The 14,052-nt window shown below is 60.4% G+C and carries 10 protein-coding genes; 3 read left to right on the plus strand and 7 right to left on the minus strand.

Features of this window, described 5'->3' with window-relative positions:
• The first annotated feature begins 50 nt into the window (after nt 1-50).
• On the plus strand, nt 51-539 hold the full coding sequence (locus tag ACXX81_RS01870; protein WP_024077486.1) for a TIGR00645 family protein: 489 nt from the start codon (nt 51-53) through the stop codon (nt 537-539).
• Nucleotides 540-554: 15 nt separating this feature from the next.
• Here ACXX81_RS01870 and ACXX81_RS01875 read toward each other — a convergent pair whose 3' ends face one another.
• The 6 genes from ACXX81_RS01875 to ACXX81_RS01900 form a co-directional block, all read right to left on the minus strand.
• The gene (locus tag ACXX81_RS01875; RefSeq protein WP_322214553.1) at nt 555-1,988 is read right to left on the minus strand and encodes an ArnT family glycosyltransferase; all 1,434 of its coding nucleotides are present in this window, start codon (nt 1,986-1,988) and stop codon (nt 555-557) included.
• 195 nt (nt 1,989-2,183) lie between these two features.
• Entirely contained in the window at nt 2,184-3,923 is a 1,740-nt protein-coding gene (locus tag ACXX81_RS01880; protein ID WP_231422609.1) for an acetyl/propionyl/methylcrotonyl-CoA carboxylase subunit alpha, read from the minus strand.
• Nucleotides 3,920-5,539: a 5-oxoprolinase subunit B/C family protein gene (locus tag ACXX81_RS01885; RefSeq protein ID WP_458571121.1), complete on the minus strand. Its 1,620-nt coding sequence runs from the start codon at nt 5,537-5,539 to the stop codon at nt 3,920-3,922. Before ACXX81_RS01885 ends, ACXX81_RS01880 begins: the two co-directional genes overlap by 4 nt.
• 9 nt (nt 5,540-5,548) lie before the next feature.
• A complete protein-coding gene (locus tag ACXX81_RS01890; protein WP_458571122.1) occupies nt 5,549-6,355 on the minus strand; it encodes a putative hydro-lyase in 807 nt (268 codons plus the stop codon).
• Nucleotides 6,352-7,122 carry a LamB/YcsF family protein gene (locus tag ACXX81_RS01895; protein ID WP_231422612.1) on the minus strand — a complete coding sequence of 257 codons (771 nt, stop codon included), beginning with the start codon at nt 7,120-7,122 and terminating at the stop codon, nt 6,352-6,354. Before ACXX81_RS01895 ends, ACXX81_RS01890 begins: the two co-directional genes overlap by 4 nt.
• Nucleotides 7,123-7,143: 21 nt before the next feature.
• Nucleotides 7,144-8,376 (minus strand): NRAMP family divalent metal transporter, encoded by a 1,233-nt coding sequence (locus tag ACXX81_RS01900; protein WP_231422613.1) that lies wholly within the window; start codon nt 8,374-8,376, stop codon nt 7,144-7,146.
• Between the two features lie 255 nt (nt 8,377-8,631).
• On the opposite strand from ACXX81_RS01900, the gene ACXX81_RS01905 reads away from it, so the two are divergent.
• A complete protein-coding gene (locus ACXX81_RS01905) occupies nt 8,632-9,297 on the plus strand; it encodes a GntR family transcriptional regulator (protein WP_209984954.1) in 666 nt (221 codons plus the stop codon).
• 651 nt (nt 9,298-9,948) lie between these two features.
• Here ACXX81_RS01905 and ACXX81_RS01910 read toward each other — a convergent pair.
• Nucleotides 9,949-10,749, minus strand: a complete 801-nt coding sequence (locus ACXX81_RS01910; RefSeq protein WP_458571123.1) for a hypothetical protein — start codon at nt 10,747-10,749, stop codon at nt 9,949-9,951.
• Between the two features lie 473 nt (nt 10,750-11,222).
• Between ACXX81_RS01910 and ACXX81_RS01915 the strand changes: the two genes are divergently transcribed.
• Entirely contained in the window at nt 11,223-14,051 is a 2,829-nt protein-coding gene (locus ACXX81_RS01915; protein ID WP_458571124.1) for a Z1 domain-containing protein, read from the plus strand.
• Nucleotide 14,052: the final 1 nt, after the last annotated feature.

Here is a 14,052-nt window from a genome sequence, read left to right on the forward strand (position 1 = left end):
CAGCGGCTGGTATACTCGCCGCCATTTCTAGCCACGCTGTGTGAGATTCAATGGAACGTTTTATCGAAAATGCTATGTACGCCTCGCGCTGGCTGCTGGCGCCGATCTACTTCGGTCTGTCCCTGGGCCTGCTGGCGCTGGCGCTGAAATTCTTCCAGGAAGTGATCCACCTGCTGCCGAGCGTGTTCTCGATGGCCGAGTCCGAGCTGATCCTGGTGCTGCTGTCGCTGATCGACATGGCCCTGGTCGGCGGCCTGCTGGTGATGGTGATGATTTCCGGCTACGAGAACTTTGTCTCGCAGCTGGACATCGATGACAACAAGGAAAAGCTCAACTGGCTCGGCACTATGGATTCATCTTCGCTGAAGATGAAAGTGGCGGCGTCCATCGTGGCGATTTCCTCCATCCACCTGCTGCGCATCTTCATGGACGCCAAGAACGTCGATCCGCAGCATTTGATGTGGTACGTGATCATCCACATGACCTTCGTGGTCTCGGCGTTCGCCATGGGTTACCTGGACAAACTCACCAAGCACTGATGCACCGCGCCGGCCTTACTGCTCGATGAAGTAGTAGGGCTGGCGATTGATCGACATCTGTTTGGTCACCGTGACCTTTTCCTGCAGTTGCTCGGTGCGATCCAGCAGCGCCACATTGCCGGGTTTGGCGGCCAGGTAGCTGCGCAATTGCGCTTCGGTTTGCAGGATCGGCAGGTAAGCGCGCAGGTAAAACACACTGGCGCCCGCGATCCGCTCGTTGGGTTGAAACAGCACCACGTTTCTGCCCTGGTCCAGCAGGGTCTGGATCTCGCTGATCACCGGCACGAACGAGTGGCGCACGTCCGCTTTGGGCGCGAACCAGAAGGCCGCCGTGAGGTAGCAGGTGATGGCCAGGATAAACACCGCGCCGATCACGCGCCGATGGTGCGCGTACAGCGCAGGCTTGTGTTCCTTGAGCCACGCCAGCAGCACGCGCACATATTCGGCGGCCAGCACGGCGGCGGCCGGCGTCAGCGCCATCAGGTACACCGTGCGCTTGCTGGACGCCAGGGTCAGCAAGGTAAATTGCGCCACCAGCCACACGCTGAAAAACAGGCGATAACGGTTGCGCACCAGGCTTTTGCGAAAGTGCCACAGGCCCAGGTACACCAGGATATTCCACGGCAAAAACGCCTCGGGCAGCTTCACCAGGTAGTAGTAAAACGGCTCGTAATGCCCGGCTTCGACAAACGAGCCGCTGAAGCGACCGACACTGTTGGTCAACAGCACCTCGCCCACCGCCTGCATCCCGTCGCGCTGAAACAGAAACCCCAGCCAGATCACCAGCGGCACCAACGCCAACAGGGTAAACAGCGCCGGCTTGAGCCAGTCGCCGATGCTCAGGCGCTTGTCCATCAGGCTGATGCTGACCAGGTACACAAAGATCACGATGCCCGGCATCGCCAGGCCCAGCACGCCCTTGCTCAGGGTGGCGATGACCATTCCGGCCGCGAACAGCGCCCAGGCCCACGTGCTGGAGCCTTCGCGATCAGGCCGCACGGCCTGGTAAAACGCCAGCAGCGCGGTCGTCACGCCGAGACTGAGCAATGAATCCTCACCCACGCCGCGCACATTGCCCCAGTAACTGGCCATGGTCGCCAGGATCAGCGCCGCGCTGAACGCCAACGTTTTTGGCCGCCCGAAGGTGCGCAACATCCCATACAACAGCATCACACTGAACAGCCCGGCAAACGCCGACGCCAGACGCACCGCCCCGGTGCTGGCGCCAAACAGCCGAATCGCGCCGGCGTCGAGCCACAGGCTCAGGGGCGGTTTTTCCAGAAAAGGCTCCTGAAACAATCGCGGCACCACCCAGTCGTTGTCCAGGTGCATGGCCATGGCGATCCCGGCCACACGGGCCTCGGTGGAACCTTGCAATTCATGGTTACCCAAGGCGAAGAAGAACAACAGACCAACGAGCAGAAGCAGCAGAGGAACGGGACGCGTCATGGAGTGTGGCTACCGGGGCAGGGGACCGCTCGGGGGAGCGGACATGGCAATCGGCAAGTATAGGGAGGTGTTTCTTAACAATTCGTGAACGAGCGTGCGGTTTTTGCTCGCGTCCTGCCTGCGGTTTTCTGCAGGCTGCACGCGGCAATCGAGCTAATCCCTCGTTGCGCGTGCAGCTGTGGCGAAGCGTTCAGCTCAATTGGCTGTCTTGATACGCCCAATCACGCAGCCAGCCTCGAAATAAGCACCTGCCTGTTCGGCAATCTGAACATCGCCCGCGCAGGGGGCGAGGATCGAGGTTTCCATTTTCATCGCCTCCACCACGGCGATCACTTGGCCGGCGCTGACCGAGTCGCCGTCGCCGACGACCCAGGCATGCAGGTTGCCCGCGACCGGCGTCAGCACCGCTTGTGGATCTGCGGCCTGGCTGGGGCTTGAGCTGGCGCTGGCGGGAGCCGGTCCGTTGAGGCTGATGCCGCGCAACAGGGCGGCGGGCAGGCCCAGTTCGTGGCGCTTGCCGTCGATTTCAACGAAGGTGCGCAGCACCTCGGGGTCGGCCGACAACGCGCTGCGTGGGGCGAGGGTGATCTGTTCGGCGAAGTCGGTCTCGATCCAGCGGGTGTGCACGGCGAAGCGGTCGGCGCCGGTGAAGTCGGCATGCTCCATCACGGCCCGATGAAAGGGCAGCACCGAGGCGATGCCTTCGATGTTGAACTCTGCCAGGGCACGGCGGGCGCGGGCGATGGCCTGTTCGCGGGTGGCGCCGCTGACGATCAGCTTGGCCATCATCGAATCGAAGGTGCTGGGCACGCTCGAACCCGTGACCACGCCGCTGTCCAGGCGCACGCCGGGGCCGGAGGGTGGCTGGAATGCGCTGATGTGACCGGGGGTGGGCAAAAAGCCTTTGCCCGGGTCTTCGGCGTTGATGCGAAATTCAAAGCTGTGGCCGCGCGGCACTGGCGTTTCGCTGAACGACAACGGCAAACCGTCGGCGATACGCAGTTGCTCGATCACAAGGTCCACGCCGGTGGTTTCTTCGGTGACCGGGTGCTCGACTTGAAGACGCGTGTTGACCTCCAGAAACGACAGCGTGCCATCCTGACTGAGCAGAAACTCCACCGTGCCGGCACCGACGTAACCGGCCTTGGCGCAAATAGCGTGGGCCGACTGATGGATACGCTCGCGCTGGGCGTCGCTGATGAACGGCGCGGGGGCTTCTTCCACCAGCTTCTGGTTGCGGCGTTGCAGCGAACAGTCACGCGTGCCGACCACCACGACCTTGCCATGTTTGTCGGCGATGACTTGGGCTTCGATATGCCGAGGACGGTCGAGGAACTGCTCGACGAAACACTCACCACGGCCGAACGCCGCTTCGGCTTCGCGCACGGCCGAGGCGAACAATTCGGCGACCTCGTCCAGGCGCCAGGCCACTTTCATGCCGCGCCCGCCACCGCCAAAGGCGGCCTTGATGGCAATCGGCAGGCCGTGCTGCTCGGCAAACGCCAGCACTTGGGCCGCGCTTTCGACCGGGCCAGGCGTACCGGCGACCAGCGGAGCGCCGACCTGCTGCGCCAGTTTGCGCGCCTCGACCTTGTCGCCCAGCACGTCGATGGTCTCGGGGTTGGGGCCGACCCACACCAGCCCTGCGTTGATCACCGCGCGAGCGAAGTCGGCACGCTCGGACAGAAAACCATAGCCTGGGTGCACGGCATCCGCGCCGCTGCGTTTGGCAATGGCCAGGAGTTTTTCGATATCCAGATAGGTGTCTGCCGGGCGCTGGCCGTTCAGGGCATAGGCTTCGTCGGCCTGGTGCACGTGCAGGGCGTCGATGTCGGCGTCGGCGTACACCGCAACCGATTGCACACCATAGTCACGGCAGGCGCGGGCGATGCGGACGGCGATTTCACCACGGTTGGCGATCAGTAATTTTTTCATGGGGTTTTCTTCGCATCGGCAGTTGAAAAAGAGGCATCTGTGCGCGGTTGGATTTCGCTGAATGCGCTCAGCGGGTTGAAGCGAATCTGCGCATTGATTGGTATCTGCCCGGCCAGGTCCAGGTGGTGACTGGCCACGGCGGCGATCACCGGGTAGCCGCCGGTCAGCGGGTGGTCGGCCAGGAACAGCACCGGTTGCCCACTGGCCGGGACCTGGATGGCGCCGACGGCGGTGCCTTCGCTGGGCAATTCCTGGTGATTGCTGCGCGTCAGCGGCATGTCTCCGGCCAGGCGAATGCCGACGCGGTTGGACTGCGAGGTGACGCGCCACAACTGACTGCTCAGGCGCTGCACGGCGTCTTCGGTAAACCAGTCAGTGCGTGGCCCCATCACCACGTCGAGGGTGACGATGTGCGCTGCCGTCGGCAGTTCGAAGGCCGGCGCTTCCTGCAGCGATACGCTGGTGCCGGTGGTGCGTGGAGTAAAGCCCAGGCGGTCGCCGACGGCGAGCGCCGGGGGGCCGACCTGGGCCAGGGTGTCGGTGGACAGGCTGCCGAGCACCGGCGTGACGTCAAAGCCGCCACGCATCGCCAGGTAGCTGCGCAGCCCCGCCAACGGTGCGCCCAGGCTGACACGATCACCCATGGCCAGTTCGATGGGCTGGTAGTTGTCGGCCGTCCATTGCAGGCCGCTGGCGCTGGTAATGGTGATCGGCGTGCGCGCGCCAGTGACCGCGATCACCCCATGGCCGTGGCAAACGAAGCTCAGGCCGCCGAGTACCGATTCCACGCAGGCCATGTCCGAGCGATTGCCCACGGCGCGGTTGGCCGCGCGCAGGGCGCCGAGGTCCAGCGCGCCGGAGCGCGACACGCCCTGGTCGGTCTGGCCGGGGCGGCCCATGTCCTGCAACACGCTGTGTAACCCGGGGCTGATGATTTCCAGGCAGGCGCCGCTTGGGGCGGCGGCACGCGCGGCGGCGCTGGTAGCGGGCAACCCGCCGGCCGGGAGCGGGCCGGCGTCGGTGAATCGCACTTTATAGCCAGGGCGCAGCAGGGCCGGTTCGGCGCGGTTCAGGTCCCACATCTGCAACGGCGTGACGCCGATGATCTGCCAGCCACCGGGGCTGGCCTGGGGGTAGACGCCACTGAAGTCTCCGGCCAGGGCCACGGCGCCCGCCGGTATGCGGGTGCGCGGGGTTTGCCGGCGCGGCACCTGGAAACCGGCGCCGCCGGTGAGGTAGGCAAAACCCGGTGCAAAGCCACAAAAGGCCACGCTGTAGTCATGGGCGGTGTGGCGCTGTATCACTTCGGTGCGGCTGATGCCCAGCAGGGTGGCGACTTCGTCGAGGTCTTCGCCGTTGTAGTGCACGGGGATTTCCACCCGGCGCTGCTCGCCTTCGCGGCGCTGGCTCAGGTCCCGGCCGGCGATACGCTCGACCAGCGCCTGGCGCGCGATGGCGCTGGGACGAAACTGGATCAGCAGCGTTCGCGCGGCGGGCACGATTTCTTCGACGCCGGCAATCGGCTCCGCCATCAGGGCGTCGAACAGGGCCAGGGTTTGGTCGAGGTCGTTCAATTCGACGAGCAGGGTGTCCAGGTTGACCGGTAGAAAGCGCACGGGAAACTCCTAGACGTGGTAAGTGCTGTCAGGCACATCGGTGATGAACATATGGCCGGGCGCGTGGGTGATCGCAAAAGGCACACCCGACGCCGCCACCGCCGCCTGGGGCGTCACGCCGCAGGCCCAGAACACCGGCACCTCGCCAGGCTCGATGCGCACTGCGTCGCCGAAATCGGGTCGGCTCAGGTCCTGGATGCCCAGCAGTGCAGGCTCACCGATGTGCACCGGGGCGCCGTGGACGGCGGGATAGCGCGCGGAGATTGCGCTGGCCTCGGCCACCCGATCCGGCGGGATCGGGCGCATGGACACAACCATTTCACCGTGCAGGCGTCCCGCCGGGCGACAGGCGCGGTGGGTGCGGTACATCGGCACGTTGCAGCCATCGGCGATGTGCCGCACTTCGATGCCCGCTTCCTGCAGGGCGGTTTCAAAGGTGAAGCTGCAACCGATCAGGAACGCCACCATGTCGCCGTGCTCGGCCCAGGCCTGGGTGGCGTCGCTGACTTCGTCGACCATTTTTCCGTCCCGCCAGATGCGGTACAGCGGCAGGTCGGTGCGCAGGTCTGCGCCTTGCGCCAGCAGCGTGCTTGGACTGCCCGCGTCGCTGACGTCGAGGACCGGACAGGCTTTGGGATTGCGCTGGGCGTACAGCAGAAAGTCGTAGGCCCATTCGAGCGGCAGGGCGATCAGGTTGGCCTGGGTCATGCCCGGGGCAATCCCGGCCGTAGGGGTTATCAGCCCGTCACGGTAGGTTTGACGGGCTTGCCGGGCAGCGTCAATGGCCGCCTCGCGGGCGCGGGCGAAGGCATTCATGGGCGATCTCCCGCAAACGGCCGCACGGACAGGTTGGCCTGCTCCAGCACTCGGCGCAGTTCGCGCGCCATGTCCACCGCTGCTGGGCTATCGCCATGCACGCAGATGGAGTCGGCTTCAATGCGGGTGCGCGTGCCATCAATGGCTTCAATGGTGCCGTCTTCGACCAGGCGCAGCATGCGTTGCGCCACCTGTTTCGGATCGTGCAGCACCGCGCCCGGTTCACGTCGCGACACCAGCGTGCCTTGCGGCGTGTAGGCCCGGTCGGCGAAGGCTTCGGCGACACACTGCAAGCCCTCGTCGCGCGCCCATTGGATCAGCGTGGAACCGGCCAGGGCCACCAGTATCAGCGTGGGATCGATGGCGCGGATGGCGGCGATCACCGCCAGCGCCTGGCGACGGTCGTGGGCAATGGTGTTGTACAACGCGCCGTGGGGTTTTACGTAGCGCACCGACGTGCCCGCAGCCCTGGCCAAACCTTGAAGCGCACCGATCTGGTAGATCACGTCGGCGGTCAGTTCATCGCTGGCCAGGTCCATGTTGCGGCGACCGAAGCCGACCTTGTCCGGGTAGGCCACATGGGCGCCAATGGTGACGTTTTTGCCGGCGGCGGCTTGCAGGGTGCGCAGCATGCCGGCCGGGTCGCCGGCATGAAAACCGCAGGCGACGTTGGCGCTGGTCACCACATCGAGCATCGCGCTGTCGTCGCCCATGCTCCAGGCGCCGAAGCTCTCTCCCAGGTCGCTGTTAAGATCAATTGCACGCATCAAAAGTAACCTCCGGTTAAATCAGGCCGCGCCGATAAAGGCAAAGATGGCACCCGCCGACTTGTAGGCCATGAACCACGACAGCAGACAGGTGAGGATACCCAGCACCAGCAACCAGCGAGGATAGTGGTAGCCGTCCATGAGATCGGAGCGGCGCCAGCCCACGTACATGAAGATGCTCAGGCCCAGCGGCAGGATCAGCCCGTTGAAGCCGCCGGCGAACACCAGCAGCGCCGCCGGTGGTTTGCCCAGCATCAGATAAACAGCCAGCGAAATGACAATGAACACGACGGTCGCCAGGTGACGCCCGCGCTCGGTGATGCGTTTTGAAAACACCGTGATAAACGACATCGATGTGTACGAAGCGCCGATCACACTGCTGATCCCCGCCGCCCACAGCACCAGGCCGAACATCATCATGCCGATATTACCCGCCGCCGCATGGAACGCCTGGGCCGCAGGGTTGGCGCCCTGGCCGGACACGTCGATGACGACGCCACTGGCCACCACCCCGAGAATCGCCAGGAACAGCACATAACGCGCCACGCCCGTGACCAGAATGCCGGTCAGCGCGGCCCTGGAAACCGCTTCAATGTTTTCCACACCCACCGTGCCCCGGTCGAGCAGCCGGTGCGCACCGGCATAGGTGATGTAGCCGCCGACCGTACCACCGACGATGGTGGTGATGGCGGCGAAGTCGATGAAGTCAGGCCACACCGATTGACGCAGGGCTTCGCCCAACGGCGGATGGGTGGCAAAGGCGGCGAACAGGATCAGGCACACCTTGAGAATGCCCAGCGCCATCATGATGCGGTCCATGGCAATGCCGGCGCGATGGGAGGAGAAAATCGCGATGGCAAGCAGCGCACTCAACGCCCCGCCCCATTTGGGGTCCAGGCCGGTCAACGCATTCAAGCCCAGGCCCGCACCGGCGATATTGCCCAGCATGAACACCAGGCCGCCGGACAGCACCAGCAATGTCAGCAGGTAGCCACTCCCGGGGATTGCCGCGTTGGCCAGGTCCGCTGCGCGCATCCGCGTCAGCGACACGATGCGCCAGACGTTCAACTGCACCACGAAGTCGATCAGGATCGAGGCCAGAATGCCGAACGCAAACGCCGCGCCGAGGGTCGCCGTGAACGTCGCCGTCTGCGTCAGAAAGCCCGGCCCGATGGCCGACGTCGCCATCATGAAAATCGCCGCCACCAGAGAGGCGCGCCGGTCTTTGGTGAACGCTTGAGGGGTCTGTGTCACGGCATCGTTCCTACGGTGAGAGATACCTCGACTGAGCAATGTGTGTACCAGAAGCCATGAATCGGCACCTAAGTGTTGGTTGATAAAGGGTTTATTGTTGAACAATCTGTTGTTGATGAGTGATTCATGTGCACTCAATTGTTACCCAAAGCCCGCAAGCTGCTACTTAATGAAGCACGCTCCCTGCGTCATCCTTGTGCCTTGCACCCAGCTCTGATGGAATAACCGCGCGGTTATTCCTACCTTGGATTTCTTATGAACGACGCACCTCCCACTCTTCCTCGCACGCTGGGAGAATCCATCACCCAGGAAATACGCAGAATGCTGGTCGAAGGCGAACTCGTGCCCGGCCAACGCCTGTCCGAAGCCGCACTGGCCGAGACTCTGGATATCTCGCGCAACACCCTGAGGGAAGCGTTCAGAGTGCTGACCCGCGAAGGCCTGCTCAAACACGAACCCAACCGCGGCGTCACGGTCGCAGCGCCCGACATGGCCTCGATCATCGACATCTACCGCGTGCGCCGCTTCATCGAATGCAAGGCCATCGCCCAAGGCTACCCCCAACACCCCGGCGCCCTGCACATGCAGCAAGCCGTCGAAGCCGGCGCACGCGCACGCGAAGCCAAGGATTGGGTGGCAGTGGGCACGGCCAACATGGCGTTCCACACCGCCATCGTCGAACTCGCCGACAGCCCGCGCCTGCTGGTGTTCTACGGGCAGATATCGGCTGAATTGCGGTTGGCGTTTGGGTTGCTCAATGATCCGCAGTTTTTGCACCTTCCGTTTCTGGACATGAATGCTTCGATACTTCGGTGTGTGGAGGAAGGACGTGCGGGGGATGCGGTGGTGATGCTGGAAGGGTATTTGGTGCAGTCGGAACGGACGGTGTTGGCGGCGTTTGAGCGGAGGGGGAGGGGGTAGCGGAGGTTGCGGGTATAAAAAGACGTCTGGGGGGGCGTCTTTTTTGAAGTGCCGGGGTTATCTGAATAAGGCAAATAACCTATTGATTTTTATAATTTTTATCTTTTTGTTTTTTGTTTGGAATACTCTTTGGAATACTCATTCCACTTGCCGGTGACCCACCCAGGTTCAGACTCGTTTAACTCTTCGCTTCTTCGTGGCGTATGCAGCCAGTTGCTCAAGTGCGTACTGGATTGCATAGGGCGCTGGTCGGTAGGTGGCCGACTCTTGGCTGCTCAAGTAGTAGCGCATAACCCGGTCGGTGATGCCGAGTGCGGTCGCTGCTGCCTCTTGGGTGATGCCTGCCGTCTCCAGAAGGCCACGTAGGTAAGCCGGGGACGGGTCGTACAGCGAGGCGTCTGGCTTTCGAGGGTACATGTCGTCAGTCTCGTATCTCTTATACCGGGGTGAGTGGTATTTACCGGAAAACCCCAATGAAACTGACGTTGGTGCCGCTGGCTGCTATGCGCCTACGGATTCATACGCAACAGCCGTGCTAGGCTCTAGCGCCACCTCCCCCGCTCTTAGGGGGTTCTTGATGAGCTCCCCTAATGCAATACACGGTAACGCTCGTCGTTGGTTCTTTCTCTCTACGAACACGTCAACTTGTGCTTATTCCTCAGCTTCCGTGTTGTTAGGGTTAGCGGGGGTGACTGCAAAGTAATACTCGTCATCGGCATGCGGATCGAACTTAGGGCGGACGATGCGACCTTCATCCAAGGCGTACTGAAGTACGTCGCGTACTTCCAGCCAGCCGTCTGGCTTGATTACGTTCAGCGCTTCAATGGCTTTGATAATTTCTCGCCAGCCAGTTTTTTCTGGCTTGATGGTGTCTAGCAACGTGTTAAGGATCAGCTGCTGGCGCTCGGTTTGATTCATTTTGGTTACTGGCCTCATTTCGTATTCGGTTGGTGTCACTACCTTTGTAACGACATCGGTGCCGTAGTGGCGAATGAATTCGTAAGCTTCTTCGCGGCTCAGGTCGCCCTTGATGATCTCAACGCGGTCACGCATTGGCTTGTCAAAGTGAACGATGGTGACGTCGTATTTACCGCCGCCAACTTGGACAGAAAGCGGTACGCCTGTGCGCTCGCGGGTTTCCCGCACAATGCGAGTCTCTGCAAGCTGTTGCAGTTCTGCCTCGGTCACGACGTCCCACTCAGGGCGCTCAAATATATCCGGGTACACGCGGTGTTTGGTTAAGAAGTAGCGCTTGGAAAGCTCGATGCAGCTCTCACGGTTGCAGTCAGGCGTTTTGATCACATAAAGGAACGGTGTCTCTAGGTTCTTTTCGCGCCAGTTGTTGCACTTGCGGAGCCTAGAAAACTCGACGGTTTGAAACAGCTCGCCATTATAAAAAACCTCGAAGGTCAGAAGTGCTTCAGTAGGCTTGGCCTGTTTTTTGAGTGCCATGTCATCCTGCTCCGTCACTACACTATAGGGCGCCGCTTCGTTTTACCTTGCGTAATATTGGGAACATTGTTCCTGTGTGGCAAGAGTTTTTTCACGCAATAATTTTACATGGATCAGCGCTTTTAGTACGAGACGGAAGCCGATCTCATCGTGGTGAGGCACTCGCCAAAACCTGTCGAATCGAGATGACTGATGAGCAAACAACGTCTTATCTTCCTCGTTGAATTCTCACGTACGCGGCTGCCGACCTCTGCGAGAGTGTCTTGGCAGATAATTTAACGGCCTAAGGCTGAACAGATATCGCTGTCTGATGGCGATGGAAAGTATCCGCGCAAGAGCGGACTCGCAATTCACGACCGCCTGGTGACAGGATTTTGTAAGGTGGCTAGCTCTGTGCCACTATCTCTGTTCCTGACTTGGATGTGGGCGATGTTCCTGCTTCGAGTTGTCTTCCGAATATAGTAGGGATGCTAATGTCTGATTACAGTATCAACCCAGCGTACGATAAATGCCGCGCGTTCATTGATGGTCGGCGCCTGAAAAGCTGGAGTTGGGAAGATATCGCCAGACTCGGCCGGACGGAACAGTCAATTGAGAAGGTCAACGACTGGTTCCTGTTGCAGGAGCAAATGGACGACTGGCCTTCGCTGGGCAAAAGCCCGCAGGAGCGCCTTGAATGCTGGAAGAAGATTGTTCGGCACAAGGAACAGGCCGAGCAGCAATCCGTTGCCGCGGCGAGACCCTTGATTGTTGTGGGGGCGGAAGAAGCCGAGCCTGGCATGGCAGTGCCGCAAGACGCGCGAAGTGCATGGCAGCTTTACAGAAAACATCTGATCGCGCAGGGCTGGAAGCAAGCCTCGGTCGATAATATTCAAATGTCTGCGGTGCGCGTCCTTCGGCACCTGCGGCAGACCACCCAAGATCGCATGCCTGTAAAAGGGCTGGTGGTCGGGCATGTACAGTCCGGAAAGACGGCCAACATGGCGGGTTTGATTTCCATGGCAGCCGACTATCGATGGAACCTGTTCGTCGTGCTCACCGGCACCCTCGAGAACCTGCGGGTACAAACCAACAAGCGTCTGGTCGGCGACCTGTTCCAGCATGATGGTAACGTCAGCTGGAAGGCGATCGAGCATCCATCGAAGAACAGTCCTTATGGTGCCCGTGCGCAGGACATGCAGTTCGACGCTGGCCGACGAGACCGCCACCTTGTTGTTTGCCTGAAGAACCCGGCTCGGCTGAAGCATCTCATTGCGTGGATCAAAGCGCACCCGCTGGGCATGTCGCAGATGCGGCTCGTGGTGATTGATGACGAGGCGGATCAGGCGGGCATCAATTCGAATGACGTTTCGAAGGCTGAGCGTACGGCCATCAACAAACTCATCCTCCAATTGATCAGTTTGCCTCTGCAATGCGTGAACTATGTTGCGTTCACCGCCACACCCGCCGCCAACTTTCTCAATGAAGGACCAGGAGAGACCCTTTACCCTTCGGATTTCATTGCAGCGCTGCCGCAGGCGGACGAACATTTCGGGCCCGTGCAGATTTTTGGTTACGCCGAACATGATAAAGAGCCGCTTGGAATCGTTCGTGAAGTCTCTACAAAAGACCTGGAACAGGTGGGTAGCCTTCACCGAGGGGAAGACCTGACACTGCCTCACGCGCTGCACGAAAGCCTGATTTGGTACCTGTGCTGTGTAGCCGTGATGCGATTGTCCGGCGCTGCAAAGCCTGTGAGCATGTTGATCCATACAAGTGCAAGGCAGCTTCATCATGAGTACATGAGCAAAGCGGTGCAGGCAGCGCTCCAGACGTGGTCGAAGTACGCTGATGATCAGTTGGCCGCTACATTCAGGCCCGTGTGGGACAACGTTTCGTCACAACTCGATGTTGCGCAGTTTGCCGACCGTTTCCCTGACTACGGCCGGCTCTCCGAACTTCGTGAACTGCCGGCGTTTGACTTTTTTTTTGCAGAAGTGCGGACACTTCTCGATACGGTGACAGCTATCCAGCTGGATGCAGATTTGCAACGGACATACCACCAGGGCATCCATATCTGTGTTGATAACTGTGCCAATAACGGCGTGACTGATGAGAACGAGGTCAGGCGGCTATTCTACCCTGACGCTGAGCACGCTCTGAATTACTGCACAGCGTTTATCGTTATCGGCGGTGGCACGCTTTCTCGCGGGCTGACGATTGAAAACCTAGTCAGCACATTCTTCCTGCGTGGCTCGGCGCAGGCAGATTCCCTGATGCAGATGGGGCGCTGGTTTGGTTACCGCAGAGGCTATGAATTGTTGCCTCGTGTGTGGATGTCCGATGATACGAGAGAAAAGTACGAGTTCATGACCGTCGCGGAAGAGGAACTTCGTGACGATCTGCAGCGCTTCATGTACGCCGGTGCCAAGCCTGAAGAGTTCGGGCCTCGGGTCCGTGTCCATGCTGGGCTCGCATGGCTTCGCCCGACAGGTGCGAACAGGATGCAGCGCGCGATCAAGGCAAAATTCGACTTTTCGGGAATCAATCGGCAAACAACCGTTTTTCATGACGGCGATGATGCTGCTGCGGTGCTCAATAATAATTTGTTGTGTACAGCGAAATTTCTAAGCTCGGCAGGTACCAACCTCAAAAAATCCGAATTGAAGGGGGCCAATAGCCTTGTCTGGCGTAATGTCGACGTCGGTCAGGTAGCCAAATATCTGGCGGACCTGTCGTTTCATCCCGGTAATCAGTTCTTCTCCGACATGCCAGCTTTTTTGACATGGCTCGGTGAGCACGATAAAGACGCTGGCTATACGAAGTGGAACGTCGTGGTGGCGGGCAACACACCGAAACCGGATAACAGCTGGGAGATTTCCGGCGAGACTATTGGCCGGATCAACCGTAGCCGCTTCGCCGATAAGCGTTCGGATGATGGTGTGTCCATTGGTACGCTGCGAGATCCGAAGGACCTGCTGGCGGATGCATACGCTCTTCAAGAAGTTGGTCTTCCGAAGCCGGGTTCTAGTAATTTCCAAGTGGCAGAGGAACGCGACAAAGGTGGTGTCGGAACAGTACCTCAACTGCTGATCTATCTCATCGATAAAGACAGCCCCTATGAGCCTTCTACAAAGGTCACCCCTGCGCCGCGCCGAGAGAGGCAATCGCTCAATGCCAAAGCGCACATCGTAGGTATCAGCCTTTATCTGCCGGGTTCGCAAGGCAAGCAGAAAAGCTATGTCACTCACGTGACAGTCAATATTCCGGAGACCTTCGCGCCATCGGAAAGTAATCTTGAAGAAACGGTAGGCGCGGTCTGAT

The organism is Pseudomonas sp. GNP013 (genome assembly GCF_054343995.1).